This window comes from Clostridium sp. cel8 (assembly GCF_014050525.1).
GTDB lineage: Bacteria > Bacillota > Clostridia > Clostridiales > Clostridiaceae > Clostridium_B.
Genome location: NZ_JACGAG010000017.1, coordinates 37828 through 52635, shown reverse-complemented (window position 1 = coordinate 52635; position 14808 = coordinate 37828). Strand labels below are relative to the sequence as shown.

Genomic DNA, 14808 nt, shown 5'->3' with positions numbered 1-14808 from the left:
TTCGCTCGACTTGCATGTGTTAGGCACGCCGCCAGCGTTCGTCCTGAGCCAGGATCAAACTCTCAATTTAAAAGTTTGTTTATGCCCTTAGAAATTTCCATAAGCTTCGTAATACTGCGTCAAAGTATTCGCTTCAGTACTCATTTACCTTAGTAAACTCTGTTCCTCGCTCAAACTTTTCCTTGTCTTACTCGCTTCTGTAAATTTAAAAGTTTCCTTTGCTCATTTAAAATTAATACAAAGAATTGCTGGTTTATTTATATAAGTTTTCACTTATTTATGCTCTGTTTAATTTTCAAAGATCACATAACTCAACTAACAACTCGTTTATTTTATCATGTTTTATCAAATATGTCAATACTAAATTAAAATATTTATCGAAATTCAAAATTGACTTACAAGATAAACTATTATGTACGCCCTTAAGACGACAAGTGTTATTTTATCATCAAATTATAAAGCCTTCTATAGTTAATTATATATAAATATCAATTTATCCTCTATTTTCTCCATAAAAATTAATATTTCTACATATATCATATATTGACACGCCAGGAATAGTTTTCTTTATATAATGTAAAAAATGGCAGTAATATAGCAAATAATAAATTAAGAGAAACATTAAATTAGTTTCAAATTAAAATAAACTTTATCTTCGATAAATATATGTATTCGTGAATTTTAAAATTCTACAAAATAAAGGGGCTGTTGCACTAAAAAATTAGTGCGGCAGTTTTTCGCATAAAAATAAATCTCCCACTCGAAAGAGTGAAAGATTTATAGTAAAATTAACGTATGAACAAAAACATTAATTTTCATAAAAATTATACTTCAAATCGTAGGAATTATCAATTAAAACTTCCATTAAATATTGAGTACATGGTTCCAAATAATGATTCGGTGCGTTTGCTAAGTCAATTTGTAGAGGAGATGGATTTAACAGATTTATATTCGAGTTATTCTCGATTAAGGGAAAATCAGGCTACGCCTCGTCAAATGTTGAAGATTGTACTTTATTCTTAGATGAATCATAACTATTCTTCAAGGAAAATGGAAACTTCATGCAAAAGAGATGTAAATTTCATGTACCTATTAGAAGGTTCACCAGTACCAGATCATTCTACGTTTGCAAGGTTTAGAAGTCTTCACTTTGCTCCTTGCTCAGAAAGGATTATGGCTGAAATGACAAACTTTCTTTATGAAATTGGAAAAGTATCAGGAGATTCTATATTTATTGATGGTACCAAGATAGAGGCAAGTGCTAATAAATATACTTTTGTTTGGAAAAGAGCAGTTTCAAAAAATTTAGGAAGATTACTTATTAAATTATCTAATTTAGTTGCTGAATGTGAGGAACTGTATGGAATAAAACTTATATATCAAAATAAAATAAAGATAAAGCATATAAAAAGTTAAAAGAATATACACAGAAAATCCATACCTGCGGTAAGCATAATAGTTACTCTAAGACAGACAACGATGCAATTTTTATGAGAATGAAAGAGGATGCTATGAAAAATGGTCAATTAAAACCTGCTTACAACGTTCAACATGGATTAGATTCTGAATATATAGTATGGGTTACAGTTGGGGCGCAGCCTATGGATACACAAACATTAATTCCATTTATAAAAAGCATGGAGAATTCTCTATATTTTAAGTATTTTAAAATTGTTGCTGACGCAGGTTATGAGAGCGAAGAAAATTATGTCTACCTTAGAGAAAACGGACAGCTTTCATATATTAAGCCATCAAATTATGAAATATCAAAAACAAGAAAATATAAAAATGATATAGGTAGAATACAAAATATGAACTATACTGAAATTGGTGATTATTACACTTGTAAAAATAATAAGAAACTTAAAGTCAAAAAAATTATACAAAGGAAAAGTAAGACAGGATATATAAGTAAAAAAAAAACGATTTATACTTGTGAAGATTGTAGTAACTGTATTCACAAAAGCAAATGCATAAAAGGACACAACTGTAAAACTCCATTAGAAAAACGAGTTAAAAATCTTGAAAGAATTCTAACCGAGGAAGGTTACCAGCTAAGAATGAATTGAAGTATTCAAGCCGAAGGCTCATTAGGAGAAATAAAGCAGGATATGGGATTTCGCAGATATTTAAGTAAAGGCATAAAAAATGTTTTGGCAGAAAGTATTTTGCTAGCAATGGCACATAATATAAATAAACTACATAATAAAATCCAAGCAAATAGAACAGAAACTCATCTTTTCTCATTAAAAAAAGATGCATAATTTTAAAGCTTTAAAAACTTGATAAATTAAAAAAGCCTTAATATTAAAGCCTTATTAAAGTGCACCAATTTTTAAGTACTGAAGTTATTTAAATTTTAAATATTATATAAAGTCTATGAAATACATAAAAAACGCTGTCGCGTTAGCAAATTTTTTTATGCTAATGTGACAGCCTCTTTATTTTATGGTGGAGATAAAGAGATTCGAACTCTTGACCCCCTGCGTGCAAGGCAGGTGCTCTCCCAGCTGAGCTATACCCCCATATGGTGGACCTTCAGGGACTCGAACCCCAGACCTACCGGTTATGAGCCGGTTGCTCTAACCAACTGAGCTAAAGATCCATATTATATTTATATTATTAATTAAATTACATTCGACACAATTAGTAATTAGTGATTACAGTTTTATATTATACTTCCTTTTTTATAAGCTGTCAATACTTTTTATATTATAAATAATATAAAATTTTAATAATTATCCCCCATATTACTTTTTAATAATACAGGAGATAAAATTAATCATTATCATATAGATAATTTATAAATTATTTACCAATTCTTTGAACTTATTTCCTCTGGATTCAAAATTATCAAACATATCAAAGCTAGCACAAGCTGGAGATAATGTAACGATATCTCCTTCACTTGCAATATCTTTAGCCTTTAAAACAGCTTCTTCAAGGGATTCTACCATGATTATAGGAATTTCTATATTTTTAGATGATTTTATTTTTTCAAAAGCCGCTTTTATCTTATTCTTTGTACTACCACACAAAATAAGTGTTTTTATCTTGGAATATCCTTGTTCAGCAAGAACATCAAAAGGAATTTTCTTATCATATCCTCCTGCTATAAGTATAACTGGTTTTTCAAAAGCATTAAGTCCAGCCAAAGTTCTTGTTGGACTTGAAGCTATAGAATCATTATAATATTTAACTCCATTTACAGTCCTTATAAATTCACACCTATGCTCTACTCCCTCAAAAGTAGTAGCTACATTTCTCATATTTTCAAAGTCTACATCATCCTCTACAGCACAAAAAGCCGTTAATAAGTTAGCAACATTATGAATACCCATAAGTTTAATTTCATTTAATTTACATATTGGATTATTGTCAATAAATAACGTATCACCTTTAAGATAACCACCTGACGTTAACTCTTCTTTTACACTAAATTGCCTTGTTAGCCCACACGCTTCATTTACCATGTTATTAGTATATTCATTATCTCTATTTAAGACTAACAGATCACTCTTATCTTGATACTTAAATATATTTTTTTTCGCATCCACATATTCCTGCATATTCTTGTGTATATCAAGGTGATTTGGGCTTATATTTGTTACTACTGCAACTTGAGGGGAAAACTTCATACCCATAAGTTGAAAACTTGAAAGTTCTAAAACTACTTTATCATCTTTCTTTATCTCTTCTATTTTATTAAACAGTGGCATCCCTATATTACCACCTATCCAACTTTTATAACCTTGCTGCTTTAGCATATTATATATCAACGTAGTAGTTGTTGTCTTTCCATCACTACCTGTTACTCCAAATATCTTAGCTGGACAATATTTAATGAATTCTTGAATCTCAGAAGTTATATATGCACCATTTTCCTTTGCCTTTACAAGAGCCGGACTATCTATTCGCATTGATGGAGTTTTAAATATAACCTGAAAGTTATTTAATTTATCTAAATACCCTTCACCTGATATAAGCTTTACTCCTTTATTTTTTAATTTCTTTGCAATATCCCCTAATTGAGCTTCACTTTTTTTATCAAAAGCACTCACTTGTGCACCTAATTTCAATAAAAAATCTATCAAAGGCCTATTACTAATTCCTATACCTATAACCGCAACATCTTTTCCTTTTATAAAATTTTTGAATTCAATAAATTTATTTTTCATCAAAAGCCCTCCAAAACAAACTATCTTAATAAAATTTACACGAATTAATTATATCACTTATAGTACATTAATGAAGGTATTTATATATATTAGTAATAATTTAAACTTATTTTTATATAAAATCAGATATTATAAAGAAATATTAAAATTAAATAATTTAAATATTTCTATTGAAAATCAATCTTACTATATGATATACTATGATTGTGCCGTAAGGAAACATTAATATAATTCCCCAAGTTTTAATTAAACATATAACATATCCCCATGATTAAACCCTATTTACCGGATGTTAAACATCCGGTAAATTTTTGTTATAAATTAAGTAATATAAAAGACATAGGTCATTTTAAAATATATCCTATGTCTTTCAATTATAAAACTAAAATCGTATCTTTTCCTTTAAGAAATTACTAACTTCTTCTATCTTTATTCTAAATTGATCCATTGTATCTCTATCTCTTATAGTAACAGTATTATCTTCCATAGTATCAAAATCTACAGTTATACAATAAGGAGTTCCTATTTCATCTTCTCTTCTATATCTCTTTCCAATACTTCCTGCCTCATCATAATCTACATTTAGTTCTTCTCTTAAGGCATCATATATCTCCAATGATTTATCTTTTAACTTCTTAGTTAATGGAAGTACTGCAGCTTTAAAAGGAGCTATTGCTGGATGGAAATGCATAACTATTCTTATATCTCCATTTTCAAGTTTCTCCTCTTCATATGCATCTGATAAAAATGCTAATACTGCCCTATCTACTCCAACAGATGGTTCAATACAATAAGGCAAATATTTCTCATGAGTAGTTGGATCTAAATAACTCATATCTTTTCCTGAATGTTCCTGATGTTTTTTCAAGTCATAATCTGTTCTATCTGATATTCCCCAAAGTTCACCCCATCCAAATGGGAAAAGATATTCTATATCAGATGTTGCACTACTATAATGAGATAGTTCCTCTTTATCATGATCTCTAAATCTTATATGTTCTTTCTTCAATCCCAAATTCAACAAGAAGTTCCAACAATAATCTTTCCAATAACTATGCCATTCTAAATCTGTACCTGGTTTGCAGAAAAATTCTAGTTCCATCTGTTCAAATTCTCTAATTCTAAATATAAAGTTACCTGGAGTAATTTCATTTCTAAATGATTTACCTATTTGAGCAATTCCAAAAGGCACCTTTTTCCTACTCGTCCTTTGTACGTTCTTAAAATTTATAAATATTCCTTGCGCTGTTTCTGGTCTTAAATATATTTCTGATTTTGAATCTTCTGTTACTCCTTGATAAGTCTTAAACATAAGATTAAATTGTCTTATATCAGTAAAATTGGTTTTACCACAGTTAGGACAAGCTATATTGTTATCTTTAATATATTGCTGTAATTTTTCATTACTCCAACCATCTGCACTTGCCTTTTCAACTCCTTGAGCTGTCATGTGCTGTTCGACTAATTTATCAGCTCTAAATCTAGACTTACAATCTTTACAATCCATAAGAGGATCGGAAAAATTTCCAACATGTCCCGATGCTACCCATACTTCATTATTCATGAGTATAGCAGAGTCCAATCCTACATTATATTTACTCTCATGTACAAATTTTTGCCACCATGCCTTTTTTATGTTATTTTTGAGTTCTACTCCTATAGGACCATAATCCCAAGAATTAGCAAGTCCTCCATATATCTCTGAACCTGGATATACAAATCCCCTATTTTTAGCTAACGCAACAATCTTATCCATACTATACATACTTCAAATCAATCTCCTTTGTTTTATATTTTATAATCTAGAAAGTAAAAATTATAAATTTATATTTTATTGAATAGAAAAGCAAAATATAAAAAAAGAGCATATTTAAAGGGACGAATTTTTATCCGCGGTTCCACCCTTCTTAGCATATGCTCATCTCTAAATATTATGGTTCAAAAGTTCCTTTCATAATTCAATCCAGCTACTTTCCACCATAGGTAGCCTCTCTTTAGGATTTAAAATTATTACTATTCTTTATCATAACCATATATTAAATTTTATAAAATACTTGTTTATAAAAGCTTATATTAACATATTAAAGTGGTTTCATAGTAGGAAATAATATAACATCCCTTATTGAAGATGAATTAGTTAAAAACATTATAAGTCTATCTACTCCTATGCCTAGTCCTCCAGTTGGTGGCATTCCAATTTCTAAAGCATTTACAAAATCTTCATCCATCATATATGCTTCATCATCACCTAACTCTCTTTCTCTCAACTGCTGAAGAAATCTTTCTTTTTGTACTATAGGGTCGTTTAATTCAGAATAAGCATTACATATTTCTCTGCCATATACAAATCCTTCAAATCTCTCAGTGAATGCATCATTTCCTCTCTTCTTTTTAGTAAGAGGAGATACCTCCACAGGATAATCTATTACAAATGTTGGCTGTATGAACTTTTCCTCGCAAAACTCTTCAAACATCATATCTAGAATATATCCCTTTGTACAATCTTTTAACTCCTTTTTCAATTTAATATTCTTTTCCCTAGCTATATTTTGTGCTTCTTCATCATCTTTTACTTCATTAAAATCTATACCAGTAAATTTCTTCACTGCATCAACCATTGTGATTCTATTCCAAGGAGGTTTAAAATCTATCTCCGTATCTTCATATACTACAGTAGTAGTACCAAGAACTTTTTCGCATATATATGCTATCATATTTTCTGTTAATTCCATCATATCATTATAGTCAGCAAATGCTTCATAAAGTTCTATAGAGGTGAACTCTGGGTTATGTCTTATATCCATTCCTTCATTTCTAAAATTTTTCCCTATTTCATATACCTTCTCAAATCCACCTACAATTAATCTTTTTAAATACAATTCGGTTGCAATTCTTAAATACATATCCAAATCTAGACTATTGTGATGAGTTATAAATGGTTTAGCTGCTGCTCCTCCTGCAATAGTTGATAGTATAGGTGTTTCTACTTCAATAAAGTCTTTATTGTCTAAAAACTCTCTCATAGCTTTAATTATTGCAGTTCTTCTAAAAAACGTTTGTCTTACGTCTTGATTTATTATTAAATCTACATATCTTTGTCTATACTTCAAATCTGGATCTTTTAATCCATGCCATTTTTCAGGCAATGGTCTTAATGATTTGCAAACCAATTCAAAGTCTTCAATATGAATTGTTATTTCTCCAGTTTTAGTTTTAAATACTCTTCCTGTTATAGATAGAATATCTCCTATATCAAAAGTTTTATATTGTTTTAGTTTTTCTTCTCCAACATCGTTTATTTTTATATAAAGTTGAATTTTGCCATATCTATCATATAAATCCGAAAATCCAGCTTTTCCATGCACACGCTTTGACATAAGTCTTCCTGCAACAGTAACTGTTTCTCCTTCAAGTTCTTCATAATTAGCTTTTATTTGATCTGATGTATGAGTCCTATTAACCTTATACACTTCAAATGGATTTTTTCCTTCGCTTTTAAGTTTAGTAAACTTATCTACTCTCTCATTTATAAGTGCATTAAATTTTTTCTCTAGTTTATTAAAATTATCCTTATCATTTGCCATTAAACTTTATCCTCCAATTTATTTTCTTATACTAATTATATTATATTTACTAACACCATCTGGTACTTGTACTTCAACAGTATCTCCAACTTTTTTTCCTAAAAGGCTTTTTCCTACCGGAGATTCACTGGATATTTTATTATTAACAGGATCTGCTTCTGCCGATCCTACAATTGAATACTCAACTTCTTCATTTAGATCGCAATCTTTTACTTTTACAATACAACCAACACTTACTACATCCGATGGAATTTCACTCTCATCTACTATAGTAACATTTTTAAGCATATTTTCAAGTTGCACTATTCTACCTTCAACAAATGCCTGCTCATTTTTTGCTTCATCATATTCTGAATTTTCGCTTAAGTCTCCAAAAGAAAGTGCAAATCTTATTTTTTCACTTATTTCTTTTCTCTTAACTGTTCTTAAATACTCAAGCTCATCCTCCATTTTTTTTACTCCCTCATATGTCATTATATGCTTGTTTGTATTACTCATTAACATTCTCCCCTTTAGCAAAACTATTTTTAAAAATTAACAGCCTTGTGGTTTCCAATGTATATCCAACATATCCGAATAATTATTGAAGTTATTATAAGTCAGCATAATTTTAATGTCAACTATCTAAATAAAAATTTTAAAAATGTATTCAAACTTTAATTTATTATTCTATAAAATTCTATAAAGAATTCTTATATATATTTAAAATTTCAAATACAGACTCAATATCATTTTCACAATTTACTCTATTTTTTATTTCTTTACTTCCCTTAATTCCTTTTAAATACCAACTTAAATGTTTTCTCATTTCAAGAACAGCTTTTAGTTCACCTTTATAGCGGCAAACTCTTTTGTAATGTTCCATGCACATATCTATTTTTTCTACATCACTTGGATATTCAACATTCAGTCCATTCATTTTCTGATATATTTGATTAAATATCCATGGATTTCCCAGTGCACCTCTTCCAATCATAATTCCATCACATTTAGATGTATTTAATCTATACTGCGCTTCATCAGCTGTATCTATATCTCCATTCCCTATAACAGGAATTCTAATCTGCTCCTTGACTTTTTTTATTATATTCCAATCTGCTTTTCCAGTATACATTTGTTTGCTTGTCCTACCATGCACTGTTATTGCATCTGCTCCTGCTTGTTCCATCCTCTTTGCGAAATCTATTACATTTATATTTTCAGAATCAAATCCAATTCTCATCTTTACTGTAACAGGCTTCAAGGATGACTTTTTAACCTCTCTCACTATATTCTCTGCAAGCTTAGGATTTTTCATAAGTGCAGATCCATCACCGTTTTTTACTATCTTAGGTGCAGGGCATCCCATATTTATATCTATTAAACATATTTCATCTATAGAATTAAAATAATCACAAGTTTTAGCCATTATATAAGGATCACTACCAAATATTTGTACCGCAGTAGGAGCCTCTATCTTTGATATATTAAACATGCGTATAGTTTTATCACTTCCATGAAACAATGCCTTTGAACTTATCATTTCAGTATATGCTAGTCCACATCCCTGTTCTCTACATAATTCCCTAAAAGCAGTATCAGTTACCCCTGCCATAGGAGCTAAAAATATATTATTCTCAAATTTGAGATTACCTATTTGCATTTTAATACATGCTCCTTATTTTTATAATATATTATTTTAAGCCCAGTTAGTGTAAGTATTGGATCTATCATATCTATAGAACCGGATTCATCATTTATAAGTTTTGCTAGACCTCCAGTTGCCACAACAAAAGGCTCCTTTTCACCCATACTTATCATCTCTTTTTTCATTTTATTTATAATATATTCAACCTGTCCTACATATCCATATATTATTCCAGCCTGCATACTTGAAACAGTATTTTTACATATAACACTCTTTGGCTTCACCAATTCAACTCTTGGAAGTTTTGCAGCCCTTTCAAACAATGCATCTGAAGATATTTTAACACCAGGACATATAGATCCACCTAGATAATCTCCATTAGCAGTAAGAGCACAAAATGTAGTTGCCGTACCAAAATCTATTATAATTGAAGCTCTCTTGTATATCTCATGTGCTGCAACTGCATTTACTATTCTATCAGATCCAACTTCTCTTGGATTGTCATATTTTATATTTATTCCTGTCTTAACTCCAGGTCCAACCACAATTGGAGCAACTTTAAAATACTTTATTATCATATGTTCTAAAGAATACATTATGTTTGGAACTACTGAAGAAATTATGGCACCTTTAATATCTGATGGATTTAAATTATTTTTAATAAAAAGCTGAAGAGCTTGAATACCATATTCATCAGCTGTTCTTTTAGAGTCAGTAGACAATCTCCATACCGACACTAAATCGTCATTGTCATAAACACCTACTACAATATTGGTATTTCCAACATCTAAAACTAAAATCATAAAGCGACACCACCTTTAGCGAAACTTATAAAAAATACTTTACATCAAGGTCACATAATTAAAGAGCAGCCTTAAAGCTGCTCTAATTTACAATGTTCCGTCAATTAATATCTTAATTGTATCAATAAAATGTCATTTGTCAAGAGCTACATAACATAACTTCAAATTATAAATTAAAACAATCCACTACTATTAAATAGTGTCATATATGTGTATTAAATTTTTTAATTGCATCTTGTTTTTTCCATAAATTCATTAGAATTTACTATATACCTTATATGTGTGGCTTTTCCTATGATTCCCTTTTCATCACTTGCCTCAATATCAAAAAACAATTTCTTTCTGTCAACTTTTATAAGAGTTGCTGTACACTTTATACTAGCACCAACAGGTGAAGATTTTATATGTTTTACACTCATGTCTATACCAACTGTAGTATATCCTTCTGGAAGTACTTTTGATACAGAATTTTTAGCTGCATTTTCCATAAGAGCTACCATAGATGGAGTAGCATATACTTCCAAATCACCTGAACCCATTTTTATAGCAGTGTCATTTTCTGTAACTTTTATTTCCTTAGTATTTTGAATTCCTTCTTTTATGTTAAATTCCACCTTAAAATTCACTTCCTTCAATAAGTTATTATTTATATTTATTAAAAAAGTTCAAACCATAGATTAATTATTTATTTTTTAGCATAAGTTTATGGTACTAGAAATTATTTTATTTTTCAAGTAAAACAATTTAAAATCCACTCTATGGTATAACCATAAAGTGGATTTTTTAGGCTTCGTTAAATATTGTTAGGAATTCATCTGCATCTACTTTTTCCTCTTCTATAAGTTTCTTTGCTACGGCATGAAGTTTATTAATATTTTCAGTTAAAAGCTTCTCTGCTTTATTATAACTTTCATCAATTAGCTTTCTTATCTCTTTATCTATTTCAAAAGCAACTTCTTCACTAAAGTTTCTCCCTTTTCCTAAATCTCTTCCTAAAAATACTTCATCATGTCCAGAACCAAAAGCTATAGGTCCAAGATCACTCATTCCATAATCCATTACCATTTTCTTTGCTATAGTAGTTGCTCTCTCAATATCATTTTTAGCTCCAGTACTTATATCTCCAATTATAAGTTTTTCAGCTACTCTTCCACCAAGAAGTCCTATAATTTCTTCTTCCAACTTTGTCTTTGACATATAAGCTGTATCTTTTTCTGGAAGATGCATTGTATATCCTCCTGCCATTCCTCTAGGTATTATACTTATTTCATGAACAGGATCTGCTGTAGGAAGCAATTGCATAACTACTGCATGCCCAGCTTCATGATATGCAGTAAGCCTCTTATCTTCATCATCAATTACTTTACTTCTCTTTTCTGGTCCTGCAATAACTCTAGTTACTGCCTCTTCTAATTCTTCCATTCCAATATTATTTTTTTTCTTTCTAACTGCAAGTAATGCTGCTTCATTCATTAAATTCTCTAAATCAGCTCCTGTAAAACCAGGGGTTCTTTTAGCTAAAACATCTAACTTAACTTCATCTGAAAGATGTTTATTTCTCGAATGAACCTTAAGTATTTCTTCTCTTCCTTTTACATCAGGAGCACCTACAAGTATCTGTCTGTCAAATCTTCCTGGTCTTAATAGTGCTGGATCTAAAATATCAGGTCTATTAGTAGCTGCTATCATGATTATCCCTTGATTTTGACCAAACCCATCCATTTCAACCAAAAGTTGATTTAATGTTTGTTCTCTTTCATCATGTCCACCACCAAGTCCAGCTCCTCTTTGCCTTCCTACTGCATCTATTTCATCAATGAATACTATACAAGGTGAGTTTTTCTTTGCTTGATCAAATAAATCCCTCACTCTTGATGCACCTACACCAACAAACATCTCAACAAAGTCAGATCCTGATATACTAAAAAATGGAACTCCAGCTTCACCAGATATAGCTTTCGCAAGCAATGTCTTACCTGTACCTGGAGGTCCAACAAGCAAAACTCCTTTAGGTATTCTTGCTCCCATTTCTATGTATTTCTTAGGCTGCTTTAAAAAATCAACAATTTCTGCAAGTTCCTCTTTTTCTTCATCTGCTCCAGCCACATCTTTAAATGTAACATTCTTCTTATCGGGTGTTGCCATTTTGGCACGACTTTTCCCAAAATTCATGACACCACGATTTCCTCCGCCTCCTTGGGACTGCTGCATAAACATAAACCAAAAGCCAACTAAAACTAATATCATTAAAATGATAGGTAAATATTGTACCCACATTGGAATTGTTGCTGGTTTCAAATATGTTTCTTTCACTTGACCATCTTTAGGATATTTTGCTATAAATTGAAATAATCTTTCAGATGGTACTATAGTTTCATATTGAGTACCATTTTTTAAAGTTCCTCTAACTGTCATTTTGTCTTCCCCAAGTTGAAAGCTTTTTATACTACTACTCATCCAATATTTTTGGAATTCATTAAAACTAATATTAGTTGAATTTTCACCAGTTCTTGCAAGCATTAATGCTGCTAGAATTGCAAAAACGAGAATTATAGTCCAGACCGTTGCACTTGAAAATTTTTTCATTAAAGACCCCCCTCTCTTTGTAGTTTTATACTGTAAAATTGTATCATACGCAAATTTCCTTTACAATAAATTTTCACATTATTTATAAATTTCCTCCTTTAACACTCCTACATAGGGAAAATTCCTATATTTTTCTGCATAATCCAAGCCAAAACCTACAAGAAAATAGTCTGGAACTTCAAATCCTATATACTTTGCATCAATTTTTACCTTTCTAGCTTCTTTCTTATTTAATAAGCATGCTATTTCTATGCTTTTTGGTTTTCTACCTTTTAAGTAATCAACAAGATAGGAAAGCGTAGTTCCTGAATCTATTATATCTTCTACTAATAATATGTGTTTATTTTCAATTTCGAAATCTAAATCTTTAAGTATTCTTACTACTCCTGAACTCTTACTAGAATTTCCATAACTTGAAACTGCCATGAAATCCATAATACATGGGATTGTTATTTTTCTCAATAAATCTGCCATAAACGGAACAGATCCTTTAAGTATGCCAATAAGTATAAGATCTTTTCCTTCATAATCCATACTTATTTTCTTTCCCATTTCTTCTATTTTATCTTTAATCTTATCTTCACTAATAAGTATTTCCTTGATGTCATCGCTCATATTGTGCATATTATATTTCCTCGCTTTCAAAACTTATAGCTAAAATATTTTTAGTACTCTTATCAACTTTAAAAATATCACTTATTCTATACCCCACTACCCAAGCTATATTCTTTCCGAAACATATTAATGGAATATTGTTTCTTTCATTCTTAGATATTTTTAAATCAATAAATAAATCCTTAAGCTTTTTACTTCCCTTCATTCCAAGTGGTACAAATCTATCTCCCTCACACCTAGTTCTAAGTACTATATCGCCATTTATTTTATCCATATCAAAATATTGAGTGAATTTATCCTTGGATTTAATACATTGTTTGCAATTATAGGATTTTATTTTAACCTTGCAATGATATTCTGGAATATTATTATATCCTTCATGTAGCACATAACTATTAACATGCTCTACATTTGTCTTATTATTTCTTGTTATAACTATATTACCATAATCATTAAAAACTGTTACATGATTTGGCAACATAATTTGTTTTCCTGTAGAATGAGTCTGGATTTGTATTATATCCATAATATGAATTTTCTCAAGGTTATGTAAATTCCCCAATATTTTTTCTAAAGCTAATCTTAGTATTCTAGATATTATAGATTTATCTTCTAAAAAGGCCTCCTTAGATATTATAACCTTTTCTGGTGTTATATCACAATATTTTTTAAACTTTTCTTTACAAATTCTATTTAAATAATCATTGTCTACTCTTATTGTTTGTGCTAATCTATTTAAGCTTCTTATAACATCTTTATTAAAATTCTTTTCCATATACGGTATAAGTTCAAGACGTATTTTATTTCTTGAGTATATAGTTTCATAATTAGTCTTATCAATTCTGGGTTTCAACCCATTTTCTTCACAATATTTTTCTATTTCATTTCTTGTAGTATTTATAAGGGGTCTTACAAATATATCATCTCTTACAGGCTTTATTCCAGTTAATCCATCTAATCCAGTTCCTCTCATAATCCTCATTAAAACAGTTTCTGCTTGATCATTTGCATTATGAGCTATAGCTATTTTTTGAGCTCCAAATTGTGATTTTAACTCTTCAAAAAACTCATACCTTATTTTTCTTCCAGCTGTTTCACAAGATAAATTATATTTTGATGCAACTTTATTTATGTCAACTTTTATACTTCTAAATTCTACATTTATTTTCTTACAAAATTCTTTTACAAATTTTTCATCTTCATCAGATTCATTTCCCCTTAAACAATGATTGACATGTGCTACATATAAAGAAATATTTAACCTTTCTTTAAGTTTATACAATATATGCAAAAGGCATAATGAATCTGGTCCACCTGACACAGCTACTATTACTTTATCTCCACTTGTAAACATATTATTCTCATTTATAGTATTAAGTACGGTTTTTATCAAGTTAAACACTTCCTAAAAACAA

General features: G+C 29.8%; 13 protein-coding genes, 2 tRNA genes, 1 rRNA gene and 1 other annotated feature. Of the genes, 3 read left to right on the top strand and 13 right to left on the bottom strand.

Going from position 1 to position 14808, the window contains the following annotated elements; translation table 11 throughout:
- Window positions 1–70 (bottom strand): 16S ribosomal RNA (locus H2684_RS11940); the annotation flags it as partial.
- A 953-nt stretch (window positions 71–1023) separates the two neighbouring features.
- Here H2684_RS11940 and H2684_RS12485 point away from each other — a divergent pair.
- The 3 genes from H2684_RS12485 (at window position 1024) to H2684_RS12475 (ending at window position 2264) form a co-directional block, all read left to right on the top strand.
- Window positions 1024–1416: a transposase gene (locus H2684_RS12485; protein ID WP_347707555.1), complete on the top strand. Its 393-nt coding sequence runs from the start codon at window positions 1024–1026 to the stop codon at window positions 1414–1416.
- Between the two features lie 74 nt (window positions 1417–1490).
- Window positions 1491–2069: a transposase gene (locus H2684_RS12480; RefSeq protein WP_347707554.1), complete on the top strand. Its 579-nt coding sequence runs from the start codon at window positions 1491–1493 to the stop codon at window positions 2067–2069.
- Between the two features lie 42 nt (window positions 2070–2111).
- Window positions 2112–2264 (top strand): hypothetical protein, encoded by a 153-nt coding sequence (locus H2684_RS12475; protein ID WP_347707553.1) that lies wholly within the window; start codon window positions 2112–2114, stop codon window positions 2262–2264.
- A gap of 185 nt (window positions 2265–2449) precedes the next feature.
- Here the strand turns inward: H2684_RS12475 and H2684_RS11930 are convergent.
- The 12 genes from H2684_RS11930 to tilS all read right to left on the bottom strand — a co-directional run bounded on the left by H2684_RS11930 (window position 2450) and on the right by tilS (window position 14786).
- Window positions 2450–2525 (bottom strand) — tRNA-Ala (locus H2684_RS11930).
- Window positions 2526–2528: 3 nt separating this feature from the next.
- A tRNA-Ile gene (locus tag H2684_RS11925) sits at window positions 2529–2605 on the bottom strand.
- Window positions 2606–2801: 196 nt separating this feature from the next.
- A complete protein-coding gene (gene murD, locus H2684_RS11920; RefSeq protein WP_182089622.1) occupies window positions 2802–4178 on the bottom strand; it encodes a UDP-N-acetylmuramoyl-L-alanine--D-glutamate ligase in 1377 nt (458 codons plus the stop codon).
- Window positions 4179–4560: 382 nt separating this feature from the next.
- A complete protein-coding gene (locus H2684_RS11915) occupies window positions 4561–5943 on the bottom strand; it encodes a glycine--tRNA ligase (protein ID WP_182089621.1) in 1383 nt (460 codons plus the stop codon).
- A gap of 106 nt (window positions 5944–6049) precedes the next feature.
- Window positions 6050–6214 (bottom strand) — a binding site (T-box leader).
- Window positions 6215–6259: 45 nt separating this feature from the next.
- Window positions 6260–7762 (bottom strand): lysine--tRNA ligase, encoded by a 1503-nt coding sequence (gene lysS / locus H2684_RS11910; protein WP_182089620.1) that lies wholly within the window; start codon window positions 7760–7762, stop codon window positions 6260–6262.
- An 18-nt stretch (window positions 7763–7780) separates the two neighbouring features.
- Complete coding sequence (gene greA / locus H2684_RS11905; RefSeq protein WP_182089619.1) at window positions 7781–8260, bottom strand: transcription elongation factor GreA; 480 nt, start codon at window positions 8258–8260, stop codon at window positions 7781–7783.
- Between the two features lie 181 nt (window positions 8261–8441).
- Entirely contained in the window at window positions 8442–9404 is a 963-nt protein-coding gene (dusB, locus tag H2684_RS11900; RefSeq protein ID WP_182089618.1) for a tRNA dihydrouridine synthase DusB, read from the bottom strand.
- On the bottom strand, window positions 9395–10192 hold the full coding sequence (locus H2684_RS11895) for a type III pantothenate kinase (RefSeq protein WP_182089617.1): 798 nt from the start codon (window positions 10190–10192) through the stop codon (window positions 9395–9397). The genes dusB and H2684_RS11895 overlap by 10 nt, the downstream gene beginning before the upstream one ends.
- A gap of 224 nt (window positions 10193–10416) precedes the next feature.
- Complete coding sequence (locus H2684_RS11890; RefSeq protein WP_182089616.1) at window positions 10417–10806, bottom strand: thioesterase family protein; 390 nt, start codon at window positions 10804–10806, stop codon at window positions 10417–10419.
- 169 nt (window positions 10807–10975) lie between these two features.
- Window positions 10976–12778 carry an ATP-dependent zinc metalloprotease FtsH gene (gene ftsH, locus H2684_RS11885; RefSeq protein WP_182089615.1) on the bottom strand — a complete coding sequence of 601 codons (1803 nt, stop codon included), beginning with the start codon at window positions 12776–12778 and terminating at the stop codon, window positions 10976–10978.
- 78 nt (window positions 12779–12856) lie between these two features.
- Window positions 12857–13402: a hypoxanthine phosphoribosyltransferase gene (gene hpt / locus H2684_RS11880; protein WP_182089614.1), complete on the bottom strand. Its 546-nt coding sequence runs from the start codon at window positions 13400–13402 to the stop codon at window positions 12857–12859.
- A 1-nt stretch (window position 13403) separates the two neighbouring features.
- Window positions 13404–14786 carry a tRNA lysidine(34) synthetase TilS gene (tilS, locus tag H2684_RS11875; RefSeq protein WP_182089613.1) on the bottom strand — a complete coding sequence of 461 codons (1383 nt, stop codon included), beginning with the start codon at window positions 14784–14786 and terminating at the stop codon, window positions 13404–13406.
- Between the last annotated feature and the right edge of the window lie 22 nt (window positions 14787–14808).